This is a genomic window from Fibrobacter sp. UWB15 (genome assembly GCF_900177705.1).
In the GTDB taxonomy this organism is placed as follows: domain Bacteria; phylum Fibrobacterota; class Fibrobacteria; order Fibrobacterales; family Fibrobacteraceae; genus Fibrobacter.
In genome coordinates this window covers 1-16,217 of sequence record NZ_FXBA01000002.1, presented here as the reverse complement: position 1 = coordinate 16,217, position 16,217 = coordinate 1, and the positions used below count along the sequence as shown (strand labels likewise).

The 16,217-nt window shown below is 49.1% G+C and carries 7 protein-coding genes; all 7 read left to right on the top strand.

Annotation, left to right across the window (positions count from 1 at the left end; translation table 11 throughout):
- The first annotated feature begins 73 nt into the window (after positions 1 to 73).
- The 7 genes from B9Y58_RS04785 (at position 74) to B9Y58_RS04755 (ending at position 16,064) form a co-directional block, all read left to right on the top strand.
- Positions 74 to 1,087 (top strand): hypothetical protein, encoded by a 1,014-nt coding sequence (locus tag B9Y58_RS04785; protein ID WP_143154693.1) that lies wholly within the window; start codon positions 74 to 76, stop codon positions 1,085 to 1,087.
- Positions 1,088 to 1,219: 132 nt separating this feature from the next.
- Positions 1,220 to 2,839, top strand: a complete 1,620-nt coding sequence (locus tag B9Y58_RS04780; protein WP_073056754.1) for an acyl-CoA carboxylase subunit beta — start codon at positions 1,220 to 1,222, stop codon at positions 2,837 to 2,839.
- A gap of 224 nt (positions 2,840 to 3,063) precedes the next feature.
- The gene (locus tag B9Y58_RS04775; RefSeq protein WP_085534775.1) at positions 3,064 to 3,735 is read left to right on the top strand and encodes a hypothetical protein; all 672 of its coding nucleotides are present in this window, start codon (positions 3,064 to 3,066) and stop codon (positions 3,733 to 3,735) included.
- Positions 3,736 to 4,014: 279 nt separating this feature from the next.
- A complete protein-coding gene (locus tag B9Y58_RS04770) occupies positions 4,015 to 5,868 on the top strand; it encodes a S8 family serine peptidase (RefSeq protein ID WP_158278325.1) in 1,854 nt (617 codons plus the stop codon).
- Positions 5,869 to 6,092: 224 nt separating this feature from the next.
- Positions 6,093 to 12,962, top strand: coding sequence for a T9SS outer membrane translocon Sov/SprA (gene sprA / locus B9Y58_RS04765; protein WP_233247848.1), 6,870 nt, complete (start codon positions 6,093 to 6,095; stop codon positions 12,960 to 12,962).
- A gap of 1 nt (position 12,963) precedes the next feature.
- Positions 12,964 to 14,061 carry a tRNA 2-thiouridine(34) synthase MnmA gene (mnmA, locus tag B9Y58_RS04760; RefSeq protein WP_073056747.1) on the top strand — a complete coding sequence of 366 codons (1,098 nt, stop codon included), beginning with the start codon at positions 12,964 to 12,966 and terminating at the stop codon, positions 14,059 to 14,061.
- Positions 14,062 to 14,195: 134 nt separating this feature from the next.
- Positions 14,196 to 16,064: a T9SS type A sorting domain-containing protein gene (locus B9Y58_RS04755; protein WP_073056743.1), complete on the top strand. Its 1,869-nt coding sequence runs from the start codon at positions 14,196 to 14,198 to the stop codon at positions 16,062 to 16,064.
- Positions 16,065 to 16,217: the final 153 nt, after the last annotated feature.

Below are 16,217 nucleotides of genomic sequence, written 5' to 3'. Positions count from 1 at the left end.
ATTTATGGGGACAAATGTGGAGGAGTCTACTATGAATATGAAGAGTAGTCGCGTTTTCAAAAAAGCGCTGCCTTTGGCGTTGCTTTCTGCAACGTTTGCGGTGGTGGCTTGCGATTTTGGTTCCGATTCTAAGGAGTCCTGTGAATGTGACAGACCGTCTGAAACGCCGAAAGATTCGGTTGTCAACGATTCCGGGGTGCCAACAAATACCGAAACGGTTGATGGAAAAAACATTTCTGAACAGGGGTCTTCGTCAAGTGTGCGATCGACTGATGAAAGTTCATCGAGCGTGCAGTCGACAGATGGAAGTTCGTCGAGTGTTCCGTCTGTCACTGAAAGTTCGTCAAGTACTCCGTCGAGCGTAGAGCTGCTGTCGAGCAGTAGTGTAGTGCCGCCGTCTAGCGACAGTGTTGAACCCAAATCCAGCAGCAGTTTAGCGTCTTGCGATTTTGAAAATTGGATTGGGGCCGAAGGCATAGCTCGAATAAACACGGGGTATGATGCCGGTTTTAATAATTCCGGTTATTGGTATACCTATAATGATAGCCTTGATGGTGGAAAATCAACTATAACATGGGCTGCAGATCCGGACGAAGAATACGGTGATCTTGAACCAGTGCTCGAAGCTTGCGGTAACGGTATGTGTGGAACGTACAAGCTGGATAAAGGCGATTTGGACTATGATCCGTTTGTGGAGATCGCTTTCGACCTTGCGGGGAAGGGTGCCGATGGTCAAGCCATACCGGTCGATATTTCTGGTATGGAGGGTATTGACATTCTATTTAGTTCCTCGCATGCCGCTGTACTTGAGTTGAGCCTGGGCGAAGAAATGGATAAGAAAATCGGTTATGCACTTCCGGCTTATGACCTGGGCAAGTCTCCTACCGGTAAGTATGTTGTCATTCCTTGGTCCAAGTTTGCTCAGCCAAGCTGGGCTAAGGCTGACCAGCTCATTTCCATAGAAGAAGCGATCACTTCTGTTGCTTCCATCCGAGTCAGAATTCAGGCTAAGACTGGTTCTGAGGGACAATTCAATATTATGGGTATAGGAAGGCGTGGTGCTCTTCTAGCTTGTTGCGGCCCCTGATTGCCGAGGCTTCCTACAAACTACTTGCATCTTACTTATTTAAACAAAAATATACAAAAGTCGTTGACTAGCTCAACGGCTTTTTCTAATTTTGGCTACGAAAATCTTACAAATACAGGAGTTCTTTACAAAATGTGGAACGAAAAGTATATCGCTAAGCTGGATAGCTACCTGGCTCAGGCCCAGGCGGCAGGTGGGGCTGCCCGTGTCGATAAGCAGCACCAGTCCGGAAAGTGCACTGCCCGCGAACGCATGGAAATGCTGTTCGACGAAGGTACGTTTGTTGAAGTTGGTGCACTCCGCAAGTCGAGCAACCGCGTGCTCAAGGAAAGCAAGGTCGTCTTGGGTGACGGCGTCGTGACCGGTTACGGCAAGGTGAATGGCCGTCTGGTGTTTGCCTCTTCTCAGGACTTTACGGTGGGTGGCGGCTCCTTGGGCCAGTGCCACGCTGAAAAGATTTGCCGCGTGATGGACATGGCTGTGGAAGCCGGTGCTCCGTTTGTCGCCATGAACGATAGCGGTGGAGCCCGTATCGACGAAGGCGTGTTCTCCTTGGCAGGCTATAGCGCCATTATGGCCCGCAACGTTTGGGCTTCGGGCGTGATTCCGCAGATTGCCGTGATCATGGGCCCCTGCGCTGGTGGCGCCTGCTATTCTCCGGCTCTGAGCGACTTCATTTTCATGACGCAGAACACGAGCCAGATGTTCCTGACGGGCCCGGCTGTCGTGAAGCAGGTGATGGGTGAAAACATTACCGCTGCTGACCTCGGTGGCGCTCCGGTGCATACCTCCAAGTCCGGTGTGGCTCACTTCATGTACGAAGACGACAAGAAGTGCCTTGAAGGTGTCCGCAAGCTCCTCAGCTACTTGCCGCAGAGCAACCGCAAGGAATCTGCCGAATGCAACTGCAAGATTGCCGAAGCCGCCAAGAACGACGAAGGCTTCTTCAAGAAGCTGTTCTCCAAGTCCGAATCGAACGAAGTGGCCGCTTCCTTCGACAACAGCGCCTCTATCCAGGACATCGTTCCGGATAACTACAAGCAGGCCTACGACGTGAAGTCCGTGATTGCCGCCTTTGCCGATGCAGACAGCTTCTTTGAAGTGCAGAGCGACTGGGGCAAGAACGTGGTAATCGGCTTTGCCCGCTTGAACGGTGAAGCCATCGGTATCGTGGCTAACCAGCCGAAGGTGCTCGCTGGTTCCTTGGACGTAGACGGTTCCGACAAGGCTGGCCGCTTTGTGCGCTTCTGCGACGCGTTCAACATTCCGCTCTTGGCCCTCGCCGACGTTCCGGGTTACATGCCGGGTTCCAAGCAGGAATACTCGGGCATTATCCGCCACGGTGCAAAGCTCCTTTACGCCTTTGCCGAAGCGACCGTGCCGAAGGTGACGCTCATTCTGCGTAAGGCTTTCGGTGGCGCCTACATCGCCATGAACAGCAAGGACGTGGGTGCCGACTACGTGTTCGCCCTTCCGATTGCCCAGGTGGCCGTGATGGGTGCCGAAGGTGCCGTGGAAATCATCAACAAGAAGGAAATTGCTGCGGCTCCGGATCCGGCTGCTGCTCGCGCCCAGTGCATCGCCAAGTACGAAGAAGAACTGATGAACCCCTACGTTGCCGCCTCCATGGGCGTGGTCGACGAAGTGATTCACCCGGCCGATGTTCGTAAGCGCCTGATTGCCGCTTTCGATGCCTTGAAGACCAAGGAACAGAAGCGTCACTGGAAGAAGCACGCGAACATTCCGCTGTAATAGATTCTATATCTAGAGAAACGTCCGCCATTGAAGGTTCTCAATGGTGGACATTTTTTTTCCTGCAGAAAAAAAGCAATGAATGTATATTGATAGATATAAGGGGAAAATATGAATAAAAACATTGCTTCATTTCTGTGTATTCCTTTAATTCTGGTGGCGTGTTCGTCGGATTCGTCTACCAACGCTACAACTAATAATCAAAATCTAGTTTTTCTGGTAATGTGTCTAAAATAGATGATGCGGTAGACTTTCAAAAATCTTCATCTAGTGAGGACAAAACAGTTGTGAAAGTTTCGTCTTCTAGTATTTTAAGCGAATCTTCTGAATCACATGAGGTTGGTCCTGTAGATTCAAATGAGTCTACAATAGTTTCGCAAGAAGATTACGATGACGAATTTCCGCTTCGGTCTGCATCTAGCACTGCATATCGTTTTAATGGCGAAAAAACGATTTTATTTGAAGAACCGTCTTTCTATAGGATAATAACTGCATATTATGGCGAATTGGGCGTTCAACTACTTAATAACGATTACAATGGTCATTACATGGTTACGTACAGAACGGTGTCTAAAGAATCAAATAAGTATGCAAATTGGTTGTGGTGCAATGAATATAGTCATGCGGACAGTGCGTGCGAAAGTGATTTTGAACTGTTTAAAAATGAATGTTCCAACCGCAAAGGCGAATTTGCTAATGACAAAAAAGGAGAAGTTTGTGTAGGTCAGCAACTCTGGTTGTCTTGCATGTATCCCCTAGAAATTGATACTGTAGATAAAGCTTTCGTTGACTCTGTTGCTCAGGAGATTCTCTCCTTTGCTGAAGAACGCTGGTCCACTCCGTATCCAAAAATTGAACCGTCGTCTTCGATGAGCGCTAGTTTCTCCTCTCCGTAAAATAAAGCTACGATTATATTTTTTTAGCTCTGCGATTGTTGCAGGGCTTTTTTTGAGTGTGATTGAGATGTTTAGACTGTTTGTGTGAAAATTACAATATATTACATTGTGTGTAATATTGTGTATAAATGAATTACTAGCAAGGTGATATTTTTCTTACATAAAAATATTGTTTAAAAAATGAGTCTGTTGTTTTTATTTTTTGTTTGCTTTATTGATAATAAACTAAAAATATTATCAATAAATTAACGAACAATGAATAACAAATATGGAGAGACAATGAAGTCTACAAAAATTATTTCTGCTGCTGTAATGGCATGCAGTATTGCATCGCAAGCTCAATTGCTTGAAAAGTACAGCGCCTTGTCAAAGGAAGAATTGCTGTCGATAGGACAACCTGCTGATCGTATGGATCCGAAAGTTCGCAAGTTTGTGAATGACCACAAGTCCAAAAAGGTGGTTCGTAAGCAGGTTGTTAAATCTGACCTTTTGGGTCGTAAGGGTGCTAGCAAGAGTGCTAGTGTTAAGGATTCTGTGGTTTATATGGTGAATGACGCTGCGTCTGAAAGAATGCGCGTGCGTGTTGGCCGGTTGAATCGCGATATTTTAGACGTGAAAGGCTTCCGCGGTGAAGTGCGTTATGATGAAAAACTGAAAAAAAATGTTTATTCCTTTAATGGGAAAGAAATGAGCGCTTCTGAATATGAAGCGAACGTCAACAAGTGGAAGAAAAATCGTGACAAAAAGGTGAAGAGTTTTTCCTTGCCGGTTGTAAAGAACCTTACGGCGGAAGAAATAGAACGAGAATTTAATTCTTCTGATGATGTCATTATTACGTCCGTTCCTCAAAAGGAAACTTTTTCTGTAACGAATTATAATGGTGCACCGTGGTATACTCCGGATGAAATGTGGAATGCCAATGGCTTGAAAACTTATGGTCATAATGGTGGTTATAATGGACAGAATGTTGGCGTGTACTTCTCGGATGAAGGTTGCGCTAATGCAACATACTTGGGCTCTTCCTACCAGAGTCTAAATTGCTATTATGGTGTGCAAAGCCATGCGACAGGTGTAGCTCATGTTCTTCATTCTACTGCTCCTAATGCAAAATTGTATAGCATTGATTGGGAAGACGCTAGTGGCAATAATGCATATATGGTAGAAAATCCTGCTTCGTATAGCCCTCAAATTATGGTTGGTTCTCATTCTTGGGGCTATTATACGGGGGATAACGCGTATACGATTGATGATGCGCTTTTAGACCAGTATGTTTATAGCTTTCGAGTGTCTGAATTCGTTGCTGCTGGAAATAAAAAAGCTTCATATGCTGATTATTGGGTAACAGCTATGGGTCGAGGGATAAATTCGATTACTGTTGGTGCCGCTCGGCTTGATAAGCAACATTATGGATCAAAATATGGCTACGTACTCACGGATTATTCGCTATATAAGAATCCCGATATGAATGGTCATGGTGATGGTACTGCGAAACCGGAAGTTGTTAATTTTACCAATTTCTGGCTTCGAAATAGTGGTAGCCCACAGTATTTCGATGGAACGAGTGCTGCAACACCGTTTTCAGCAGGTATGGCTGCGGTGTTGATGTCTCAGCGTTCTGAATTTAAATGGAATCCGGAACTTGTGAAGGCTCAGTTTATTGCTGCTGAAGGTCTTGAAGTCGTGAATGCAGATGATATTGATTACGACGATGCAAGATTTACTGCTCATATTCCTTCGTATAAATTATTTACAGAGTCTCGAAGCCATATTTTGTCTTGGCCGGGCATAACGCAATATGAAATCTTCGGAACAAACAATAATGGCAATGATGCTTATTATACTGTAACTGAAAATGTTCAGAAAGGAAAACGCTATAGGGCTGTTATTGCTTGGATGGTTCCTCCTGCACCATTGTTCTATGATCATGTTATGCCTCATGATTTTGATTTGGCTGTCTATGGAGCCGGTTTGGGGTACAGAGGTCTTCAGTCTCAAAGCTTGATGAATAACTTTGAAGTTATTGATTTTGTTGCAAAGGAGACTGGAACCGCAAATGTACGAATTATTAACTATAGAAATGATTATTCGACGGCTCCTCTTTATTTGGCCTATTGCTTTGTGCGTGTTGACTAACGCTTAGCGCAAAGTCATTCTGATGTTGAGGTGCTCTCGGCAGTTTTGTCGAGGGCATCTTTCTTAAGTAGAAAGGGGAATTTTCATGTTATGACGGCATAAAAGCCGTACAAATTACCGAAAAATTGCTAATTTCGCACAAATTGCGGGAAAATCCCATATTGTAGGTGGTTTTGCGGTATGCGAATTCAGTATTTTATGGGGCACCTGTATAGAAGAATATTGTGTTTTTTGAAGGTATAAAACGCTTGTGGCCGGTGGCGACTGTCGCCCTTGCCGTAGGAATCGCCTGGTCCCAGAGCGACTCTGTTTCGGTTGTGTCTGCTAGCGATGCTGAATCTGCTCCTGATCCGGCAGAGACCGAATGGCAGCCGACTTACCAGTACATTTCGCTTCCACCTTCTGTAACGCCTTTGAACGGCTTGTTGCCGTTTGGTGGCATTGGTGCTTCGCCGCGTTTGATGAGTACCAGCAAGGGGCAGATCTTTAGTCACGATATCGATGTGTCGACCCGTGAAATGGACGTGAGCGAAAAGCGTGTGAACTCCGTTTCGCGCGATACCACCACTTTGTGGACGGCGCATTACCCTGAACTTGCGGATTACGTGTCGGACATGTACAGTATTGGCCAGAAGAGCCTGTGGCTGAACGATTTGGTCGGTAAGGCGAACGACGGTTACGAGACCCCTGAAGTGGGTTCGGTGTTCGACATTACGATTCCGGTGACGATGCCTGCGTGGATGCGCGACTTTGGCCTCGACAAGCCGAAGCTGATGCTCCAGGGTACCATGGATATCCGCTTGAAGGGCTACGGCGAAAAGGACGATGCCGAAGGTAGTACCAACACGAGCCTGTGGCCGAGCCCGACTCTGAATTACACGCCGAACTTCATGGTGAAGGGTAAAATCGGTCCTTATATCACGGTTGAAATCAACAACGTGGAAGAAGGCCTCGGCGCCCGCAATCAGGTACGCGTGGTTTACGAAGAATCTTACAAGGACGAATTCGAAGATTACATTCTGCAGCGCGTAGAAGCCGGTACCACGAACCTCGCTTTGACGGGTACGGAACTTACGGGTTATTCCGAGAACCACCAGGGGCTGTTCGGTATCAAGGCCGACTGGAAGTTGGGCGACTGGAGGCTCACGACCATTGCTTCGCAGGACGGTGGCGACCAGGAAGAATACAGCCTTAAGGCGAGTGAAACGGTTTCGGAATTCCAGATTCTGGATAAGCAGTTTGTCTCTTACCGCTATTACTTCTTGAATTACGATGCCAGGGACAAGTATGTGCGCGAAGTGACGAATTCGGGCAGAAAGGCTTCGACTTATAACGCAACGAGTTTGAAACTTTACAAGCGCGGCGCGACCAATGCCAAGACCGGCGTGATTGACAATGTGTATGTCAAGTACGTGACGCCTAGCGGAAAACCCGTTACCAAGCTGGTGGAACGCTTGACTGAAATTCCAGGTACCGACTTTAGCTACGACCAAAAGATGGGCGTGGTGAAGGTGAATGGCGTAAGCCGCAATACCTTGCTTGCTGCCAGCTGGTCTGAAGATCGCGGCGGAAAGTCTTCGGTGAAAGATGGCGATACCATTACGCTTATCCAGTGGGATGCGACCCTTTCGGAACTCACGGACATCGACAAGTTGATGCTGCGTAATGTGTACTCCATCGGTATTTCGGACGCTAGTTCTTCTAACTTCGTGTTGCGCATGAAGAACAAGTCCGGCATTTCGGGCGACTTCCTCAAGAAGCTTGGCTTGGTGGATACGACGACGGGGACTCCGCTGGTGAACGACGCTACTATTTTCAAGAAGGATGGTGCAGGCAACTATACGGGCGAAATGTGGCTCCCTTGTAAAAAGACTTCGGACCCGATTTACTCTGGCAAGAGCAATGCCGAAGAACTCGCCAAACAGAACTGTTTGGAACCCTTGCGTAACTTGGATTCTACCACGGCTATGGCACAGCTCTATACGCTGCCAGTCTATAACCTTTCTCGCTATACGAATCGATTCTACTTCGAATCGGTGGGTAAGCGCCGCAGTTCTACCATTAGCGTGCGTGACCCCAGTTCCAGCTATTCCGTGAGTGGCAGTTCCTGTATGGATATTTCGCCGGGAACCGAAAAGGTGACGGCGGGCTCTACGACCCTTATTCGCGGTACCGACTACGAAGTCAACTATGAACTCGGCCAGATTGAACTTTTGAGTGAACGCGCCCTTGACCCGAACAAGGAAATCAAGGTCAGCTACGAATGCGAACCCCTGTTCGAAATCGACAACAAACTGTTACTTGGTGCCCGCGCGGAACTCCCGCTGGACTTGTACGGCATGGGCGCCGGTTCCGTATTCGGCATTACTGCTTTGTACAAGAGCCAGAGCACGACCGCCCAGACTCCGACGCTTGGAAACGAACCGTATTCCAGTGTGCTGTGGGGCATGAACCTCCGCCTGCAGGATACCGTGCCTGCTCTCACGGAACTGGTGAACTTGATTCCGGGCATTAACACCACGGCCCAGTCGAGTTGGCGCTATGAAGCTGAATTTGCGGCAAGCCGCCACAATGCGAACACGAGCGATGATCAGTCTGCCTTTGTGGAAGATTTTGAAGCGACAACGTCTGGCTTGACTTATCCTCTTTCTCGTCTTTCCTGGTACCAGGCGTCGCCTCCGGGCGGTGTAGAATCGGATCGTTCTACTTTTATTGAAAAGCTAGACTATAAGCACCAGGGTGAATTCATTTGGCACAGCAACAATACGGAACTGTACAAGAATATCTACACGCCGGTGGGTAACTCCGATGTGGATAACCAGCACTTGACCGTTTTGAAGATGACTCTCCGCGCAAATGACAACCTGGCCGGAAATTCCTGGGGTGGCATTATGCGCCCGAATAGCAGCTACTACCAGGACTTGAGCGACATGAAGTACATCGAGGTGGTTGCCCGTGGTAACGTAGGCTCCCTGTACCTTGATCTCGGTTTGGTGAGCGAAGACCTTTCCATTAACGGTTGGTCGCCTAATGGTTACTATAACGGTGAAAATGATATCGGTACGACGACTGCCTTGCACGACAAGGGTCTTGATGGTTTGAGCGGAACCGACGAATTCGATACGGTGTGGGACTGCCGCACGAATCCTTGTAAGGGTATGGAGCACAGTATCAGAATGGGGAACGTGGATGCTTCCACGAATGATATTTCTCGCGACAACTACGACGATGACCTGGAAGACGAAAGCGATCCGCCTAAGCAGATGAACGGTACCGAAAATAACGCCGGTGAACGAACCTACGATACCGAAGATATTAACAGGAACGGCTCTTTGGATAAGGACATCAGCTTTGTCCGTTACCGCGTTGATTTGTCTGACACCAACAAAATGAATTTTGAGGAACTGAGAAACGGCTGGCGCAAGTGGCGTATACCTTTGAACCAGTTCGATACCATTGTTTCTTCAACAGGAAGCGACTACCTGACTATTCTTGCGGAAGCCCAGTTCAGCAGGCTCTGGCTTGGTAAGTTGAATAACGGCGTCTCCGAAGCCAAGGTGCAAATTGTGAACCTTGCCGTGGTGGGTAACGCTTGGGAAGAAACGACCGTGGCTGATTTTTACCAGACTTCTTCTACCGAACATTCCCAGATTGTTGAAGTGAACGGCGTGGAAATGAAGGTGTCCGAAAATGTGACGTCCCGTGATACCAGCTACATTAGCGTGAAGACGATTAACAATCGCGAAGATGCGAATAAGTATCACAAGTCGCCCAATACCCGCACCGAAAGAGATTCGGATTCCAACGCTCCCCTTAAGGAAACCGCATTGGTGCTGGATTACCACAATATTAGTCCGGGTCAGGAAGTGGGTGTTACCCGTATTTTTGAAACCGACGTGAAGGACTTCTCGAATTACCGCTCCCTCAAAATGGAAATCCATTATAAGGCGAAGGATGGCGTGACCGATGTGCCGGTGCGTTTTGCCATTCAGTTCGGTGAGGGTTCCCTTGAAGGCTCCAACGATTACTACGAATGGAGCTTCCGCCCGGTTAACTACTCCTGCAACAAGGGTAACGGTGAACGCGAATCGGATTGCCATGAACGCAACTGGCTCGATAACGCCTTCGCCATGGATGTCGCTGACTTTACGGACTTGAAGCGTGGACGCCGTCCGCCTTACCTGAATGCGGTCGTTAAGGATCTTGGCGGTGACCGCGATGAAAAGATTCGCTTGGTGGGTAATCCCTCGATTACCAGCATTGACTGGATGCGCTTTGTGATTATCGCCGACTCCAGTGCTTCTGAAGCAGATTTGGATTCCGGTACCTTCTGGCTAGACGACCTCCGCCTTTCGGACATGGATACCGAATGGGGCTATGCTGCCCGTACGGGTGGCCAGGTGAACTTCGCCGATTTTATCTCGCTTTCCGGTACGATTCGCTATCAGGACGGAAACTTCGCCACACTTTCGACATCTAACGGGTCGCCGAAGCCGAAAACTTCTGTAGCAGCCTCCCAGCTCGATGTGGCGGGTGACTTCACTATGAACTTGAACAAGTTCCTGAATGACAGTTCCGGATTCCATATTCCGCTTTCTTTGGGCTACCATAGTTCGACCAAGCGCCCCTACATGAAGCCTACTGACGACATGATGCTCAAGAAGAGCAGTTTCGTGGACCTTACGGGCGACATGTTCCAGAACAAGCTTGCTGTGAATTCCAATAGGGAAGAACAGGAACTTCGCGACGGTGCAGAATCGAAAGGTTACCAGTCCTACACCCGTGACAAGTCTTTTGGTATTAGCTACCGCAAGGATTACCACGCCCACGATTCCAAACTAGGCGAAGTGATGTCGCAAATCTTTTTGGACCGTCCGGCTGTGAGCTTTTCTTACAACGAATCTGAAGGCCGCGCAACCACGTCTGCCGACTCCTCTTATTCGTACCACACGGTGATTGAATATAAGTTGGGTACTTTCAGCAACTTCAAGTTTAGACCGCTCGAAGGACTTTCTAAGTACGAATGGCTGAAACCCATTTCGAAGTCTGAATTTGAACCTTGGCCGCAGACATTCGATCTTACTGTTTTCGACTTGAACTATATCCGTTACGTGAACCAGAACCGCGATCCGGATTATGTGGAGCCTCAGGTCGACAAGATTGTGACCTACACCACGGAATTGAACCACAAGTTGAACATGCGCTGGAATATCTTCTCGTTCCTTACGACGAATTATTCCTTAAACATCAAGCGTGACATGTATGGTGGTGGCGATCGTGAAGCATTCGTGAAGAAGAACTTCTTTACCTCTCGCGATGGTGGCCTGTTCGCTAGCGACTATATCTTTGATTACGACCATACCGACAAGCGTGTGTATATTTCGGGTGACAGTGTCGTCGCCGTTCCTTACGATACGATTCCGAAGGTTTCTGAATCTGGCGACACCTTCGCCATTGACATGCAGAATCCGAATTCCTACGAAATCCGTTACGACACGACGGTGTTCTACAAGGTCGATAGCGTCGGTTCTAGGTCTTACGGCAAGTCTTACGGTATTTTGCGCAACGAACGCGCCCGTTCTCAGCAGTTCAAGATCGGCTTCAACCCGCGCTTGATTCCTTTCTTGCCCTTTAGCGCAAACTTCAGTTCTGACTTTAACCAGCAAAAGACTATCCCCGATGACTTCGACTTTATGGATGAAACATCTGTCGAGAAGAATTATTGGACGATTTCTCAAACCAACCGCTTCGAATTCTCTCCGTCTTTGAAGGTGCTGGATTTGGCCCGCAGTTTTGGCAAGGAAAATCCGGTGGCTACCGCTTTCGATAAGGTCAAGTGGCGTGAAGTCCGCTTTAACTGGACCGCTAGCACCAACACCGTGGGTGAAAACTTTACGTTGGCTCAGCTATACGAAGACCAGGGTGTGACTCCGCTACAGTATTACCTGTATGGTCTTGGCTTGGGTAACGGTTACCGCAATCGAGGATTCTATAACATTGTCACGGGCGATATGGGGTTGGATCATCGCGATGATTTTGTGCGCTTTGGCCAGTACAGGAACCGCCATGTCGATACGTTGGTGTATCAGGGTAACTTTAGACATTCCGTGTCCCGTCAGTTCCAGGTTGGTTCCGGCATTACGCTTCCGATTTGGGATATCGGCGTGACGGGTGATTTGCAATGGAAGGAAGACTTCTCGCAGTCTAGAGAATACCCGATGTATATCGATACCACGACGGTGTGGCCAAAGATTGGCATAGGCGTGACGGTGCCGAACTTTGCACAGCGCATTTCGTTCTTGAACCGCTTCCGTAGTGTATCTACCTACCATCGCTTTGACTACGCCTACACCACCACGGTTCATCCGTTCCAGAGTGCCGAAGATTCCTGGTCGCAGAGCATCAATTTCAATCCGCTTATCCGCATTACCTTCTTGCTGCAGAACAATATGCGCATCGAAAACAGCGTGCGTATGAAGATCGAAGATACGGATAGACGCCCGAAGGAAGAAGTCATTGGCATTACCACCTGGCCGGATTCTTCGGGCACGGGTAAGGATACGTCTGATTACTTCTGGGAAACACCGTGGATTCACACGTCGCTGTATAACGACTTTATGTTCAACATTGGTGATGACTTTACCGTTACGTACCCGCTCAAGCTCGATAAGGCCGTCAAGTTCTTCAAGTGGTTCTTTAAGTTCAAGAATTCCATTGATTTGAAGTTCACTGCCGGTTACGACTATAAGAAGACCATTCGTAAGGAATATGACCCTGACGAAGGTTACAACAAGTGGAATAAAGAAAGCGGAACGGATGGCGTGTTCAAACAGTGGTCATTCGATGACGGCTTGTATGGCAACGTGAGAGATACGGTGGCTTATAACCCGAAACTTTCTCTGACAGATCGCACGGTACCGTCGCGTACTCATGAATGGTTTATTCGCCCGAGCGCTGGCTACCAGTTCAACAAGATAGCCTCCATGAGCAGCTACATTGAATACCGTCAGATTCATGAAAAGCTGGATGACGAAACGCCGCACTTGCGCCAGATTCTGCAATTCGAAATTGCACTCATGCTCCGATTTGATTAGTATGACTAAGAAACGTGTAGCAGTCGGCATGAGCGGGGGCGTGGATTCGTCGGTGGCGGCACTCCTGCTCTTGGAGCAGGGTTACGACGTTTTCGGCGTGACGCTGCGAGTTTTGCCGCCTCTGGCGAATGGTGCGAACCCTTATGACCCCGAAAAGGACGAAAGCGTTTTACGCGCCCGTGCGGTCGCGAAGAAGCTTGGTATAGAGCATTATGTGGCAGTATGTGACGACGCATTCACGGAGCGGGTGCTTAAACGCTGTCACGGGGATTTTGCAGGGGCGCGTACCCCGAATCCTTGCTGCTACTGCAATCGCTACATCAAGTTCGGCTGGATGCTCGACTTTGCGCTTGAGCACGGCGCAGACTTCCTGTCTACAGGGCATTATGTGAACGTGAAGGAGGTCGGTGGCGTGCGAAGGCTCTTCAAGGGGCGCGATATTGCCAAGGACCAGAGCTATTTTTTGTTCGGTGTGCCCGATTCCGCCATGGCGCGCGTGATGACACCGCTCGGGGGTATGGAAAAGCCCGAGGTCCGCGCGATGGCGGCAAAGCATGGCTTTGAAAACGCGAGCGCAAGCGATAGTCAGGATATTTGCTTTGACATTTACGGCGATGATTATACCGCCTTCTTGCAAGACCGCTTTGGCCCGATGACACGCGCAGGTCGCTTTGTCGATGAAAGTGGCAAGGTGTGGAATACGCATGACGGCTTTCACAAGTACACGGTGGGGCAACGCAAGGGACTTGGCGTTGCGCTGGGTGTCCCTGCATTCGTGCAGAGCGTGAATCCCGAAACGGGCGATATTCTGGTGACCGCCGACAAGTCGGCCGTCTCGGCAAGCGAAGTGCGCATTCAGAACTGCCAGTGGCACGGGGTGAACCCTGCTACAGGTGTTGCCTACGCTGCGGGCGATACGTTTGAATGCGAGGGCATGGTACGTTACCGCCAGCGTCCGACCCATTGCATGGTCAAGATTCTAGAAGATGGCTGCGCACTCGCCAGCTTTGAACAGCCCCAGTTTGCAGTCACCCCTGGCCAGTGCGCCGTATTCTACGACGGCGATATGGTACTTGGCGGCGGCTGGATAGTTCGCTAGGGATTTTCATTGCGGGTGTGGACATTTTCTATGATGAATGTCAACACCCCGGAATAAAAAATAATCGTTTAGAGCCTTGTTAGTGTATTTTTCAGATAACCACCTCCGAAGGAGGAGGTGTTTTGAGGAGTATTATGAAAAAGTTTGGATTTAAGGCATTAAGCGGAGCTTTGTTACTCGGTGGAGTCGTTTCCGCGTTTGCTGCCCCGGGACTCACCGTGAGCGGCACCGATCTCATGTACAACGGCAAGAAGATTTTCTTCTCGGGTACGAATCTCGCCTGGAGCGACTACAACTCCGACGTGGGCGATTCCCCGCTGAACGAAAACGCCTGGCGCAAGGCTGTGGAAGGTACCCGTGCCGCAGGCGGCAATGCCATTCGCTGGTGGCTTTTCAACAACATGAGCCAAAGTCCCGAAATCGATCAGAGCACGCATCTGGTTTCGGGCCTCAAGGCAAATACCATCGCCAACATGAAGAAGGCTTTGGACATTGCCGAAGAATACGGCGTGATGGTTTCGATGTGCCTTTTCAGCCATAACCTGATGGAACCGAATCAGTGGGGCCTTTACGACGAAAAACTGGACATTACCGCGAATACGCAGCTTTTCGAAGATGCTGGTACCAGGGCCTTTATCGACAATGCGCTTGTTCCGGTGGTAAAGGCTATCGGTAACCACAATGCGCTCATGACCTGGGAAGTGTTCAACGAACCCGAAGGCATGACAAGCGTGGGCTGGACGACCAAAAAGTTAGACAAGGCCGTGCTGCAAAAGTTCACGAACAAGATTGCGGCGGCAATCCATACCACAAACCCGGAACTGCTCGTTTCTACGGGTAGCGTGAATATTCAGTATCAGAGCTGGTGGAACGATTCCGAACTCATTGCTGCCGGTGGCGAAGCGAACGGTACGCTCGACTTTTTCCAGACGCATTACTATCCGTACTACCAGAACGATGCCGTGTCTCCGTTCGTGAATACGGCAGCCCAGATGGCAACGACGTACAAGTACGACAACAAGCCCATGATTATCGGTGAATTCCCGGCAAGCGGCTGGAAGGGCGATACTTATACTACAAGCATGGCTGCCAAGACCCAGATTTCGACCGAAGAATGCTACCGCAAGGCCTTTGACGGTGGCTACGCAGGCGCACTTGCCTGGCAGTACATTGGCGACAAGACCGAATCGAACTTTGGCGGTTACACCTATACCATTGACCCCGCTCTCGATGCCATGAAGGCCCTTGCCGCTACCGAAGAAGCGAGCATCAAGATCAAGGATGTCGCCATCAGCCAAGAAGGCGGTGACGGCAAGATGGCGGTGACTTACGGCGGCGACAATGCCCAGATTGAATACCAGAAGACTTGGGACCTGAGCAAGGCCAATACGTTTACGTTCGAGGTTACTAATAAGAGCGAAAGCGATGCACAACTGAACTTGATTTTCAAGCTGACGGATGCGTGGACATGGACCGAGGTGGAAGGCCCCTGCGAAGTAGCCGCGGGCCAGTCCAAGACTTGTTCGTTCGATATTTCCAGCTACGCCGACCGTAACAAGACCTTGAGCGTCGTTATCGCAAACTATGCCGCAGGCTATACCGGTACTATCCTTTACGACAACTTCAAGGCGGACGACCAGGTTCTCTGGGACTTTAACGAAGACAAGTACGACGCCTTCAGTCGCGGCTTCGAAAACACCGAAGAGATGATTCCCGAAATCAAGATTGTCTTCGGAGATCCTTCGGGAATTTGCATGCGCCCGCAAGTTGCAGGTGCCAAGGCTCTGCGAGTAAGTGGTAACATGCTTAGTCTTTCGATGGGCCGCACACAAGGCGTGACAGCGGAACTCTTCGATGTCACGGGCCACAAGGTTGTAACGCTTCACAAGGGTACGCTTTCTGCAGGCACGCACCAGTTCAAGGTGAATGCGGCTGCGGGTACATACTTTGTGAAGGTCGCAGGCCAGGGAATCAACCTGACTCAGAAAGTGATGCTGAAATAAGAATTATAAACACGAAGTCGTTTACTTTAAGGCTTTATCCTTTGAGATAAGGCCTTTTTTGTATAACCGAAAACCACCTGCTAGGCAGGTGGTTCTAAAGAAGCTTTAGCGGTACTGAAAAAAATCCTTTGGTTATAATTGAGATGCGGCCTG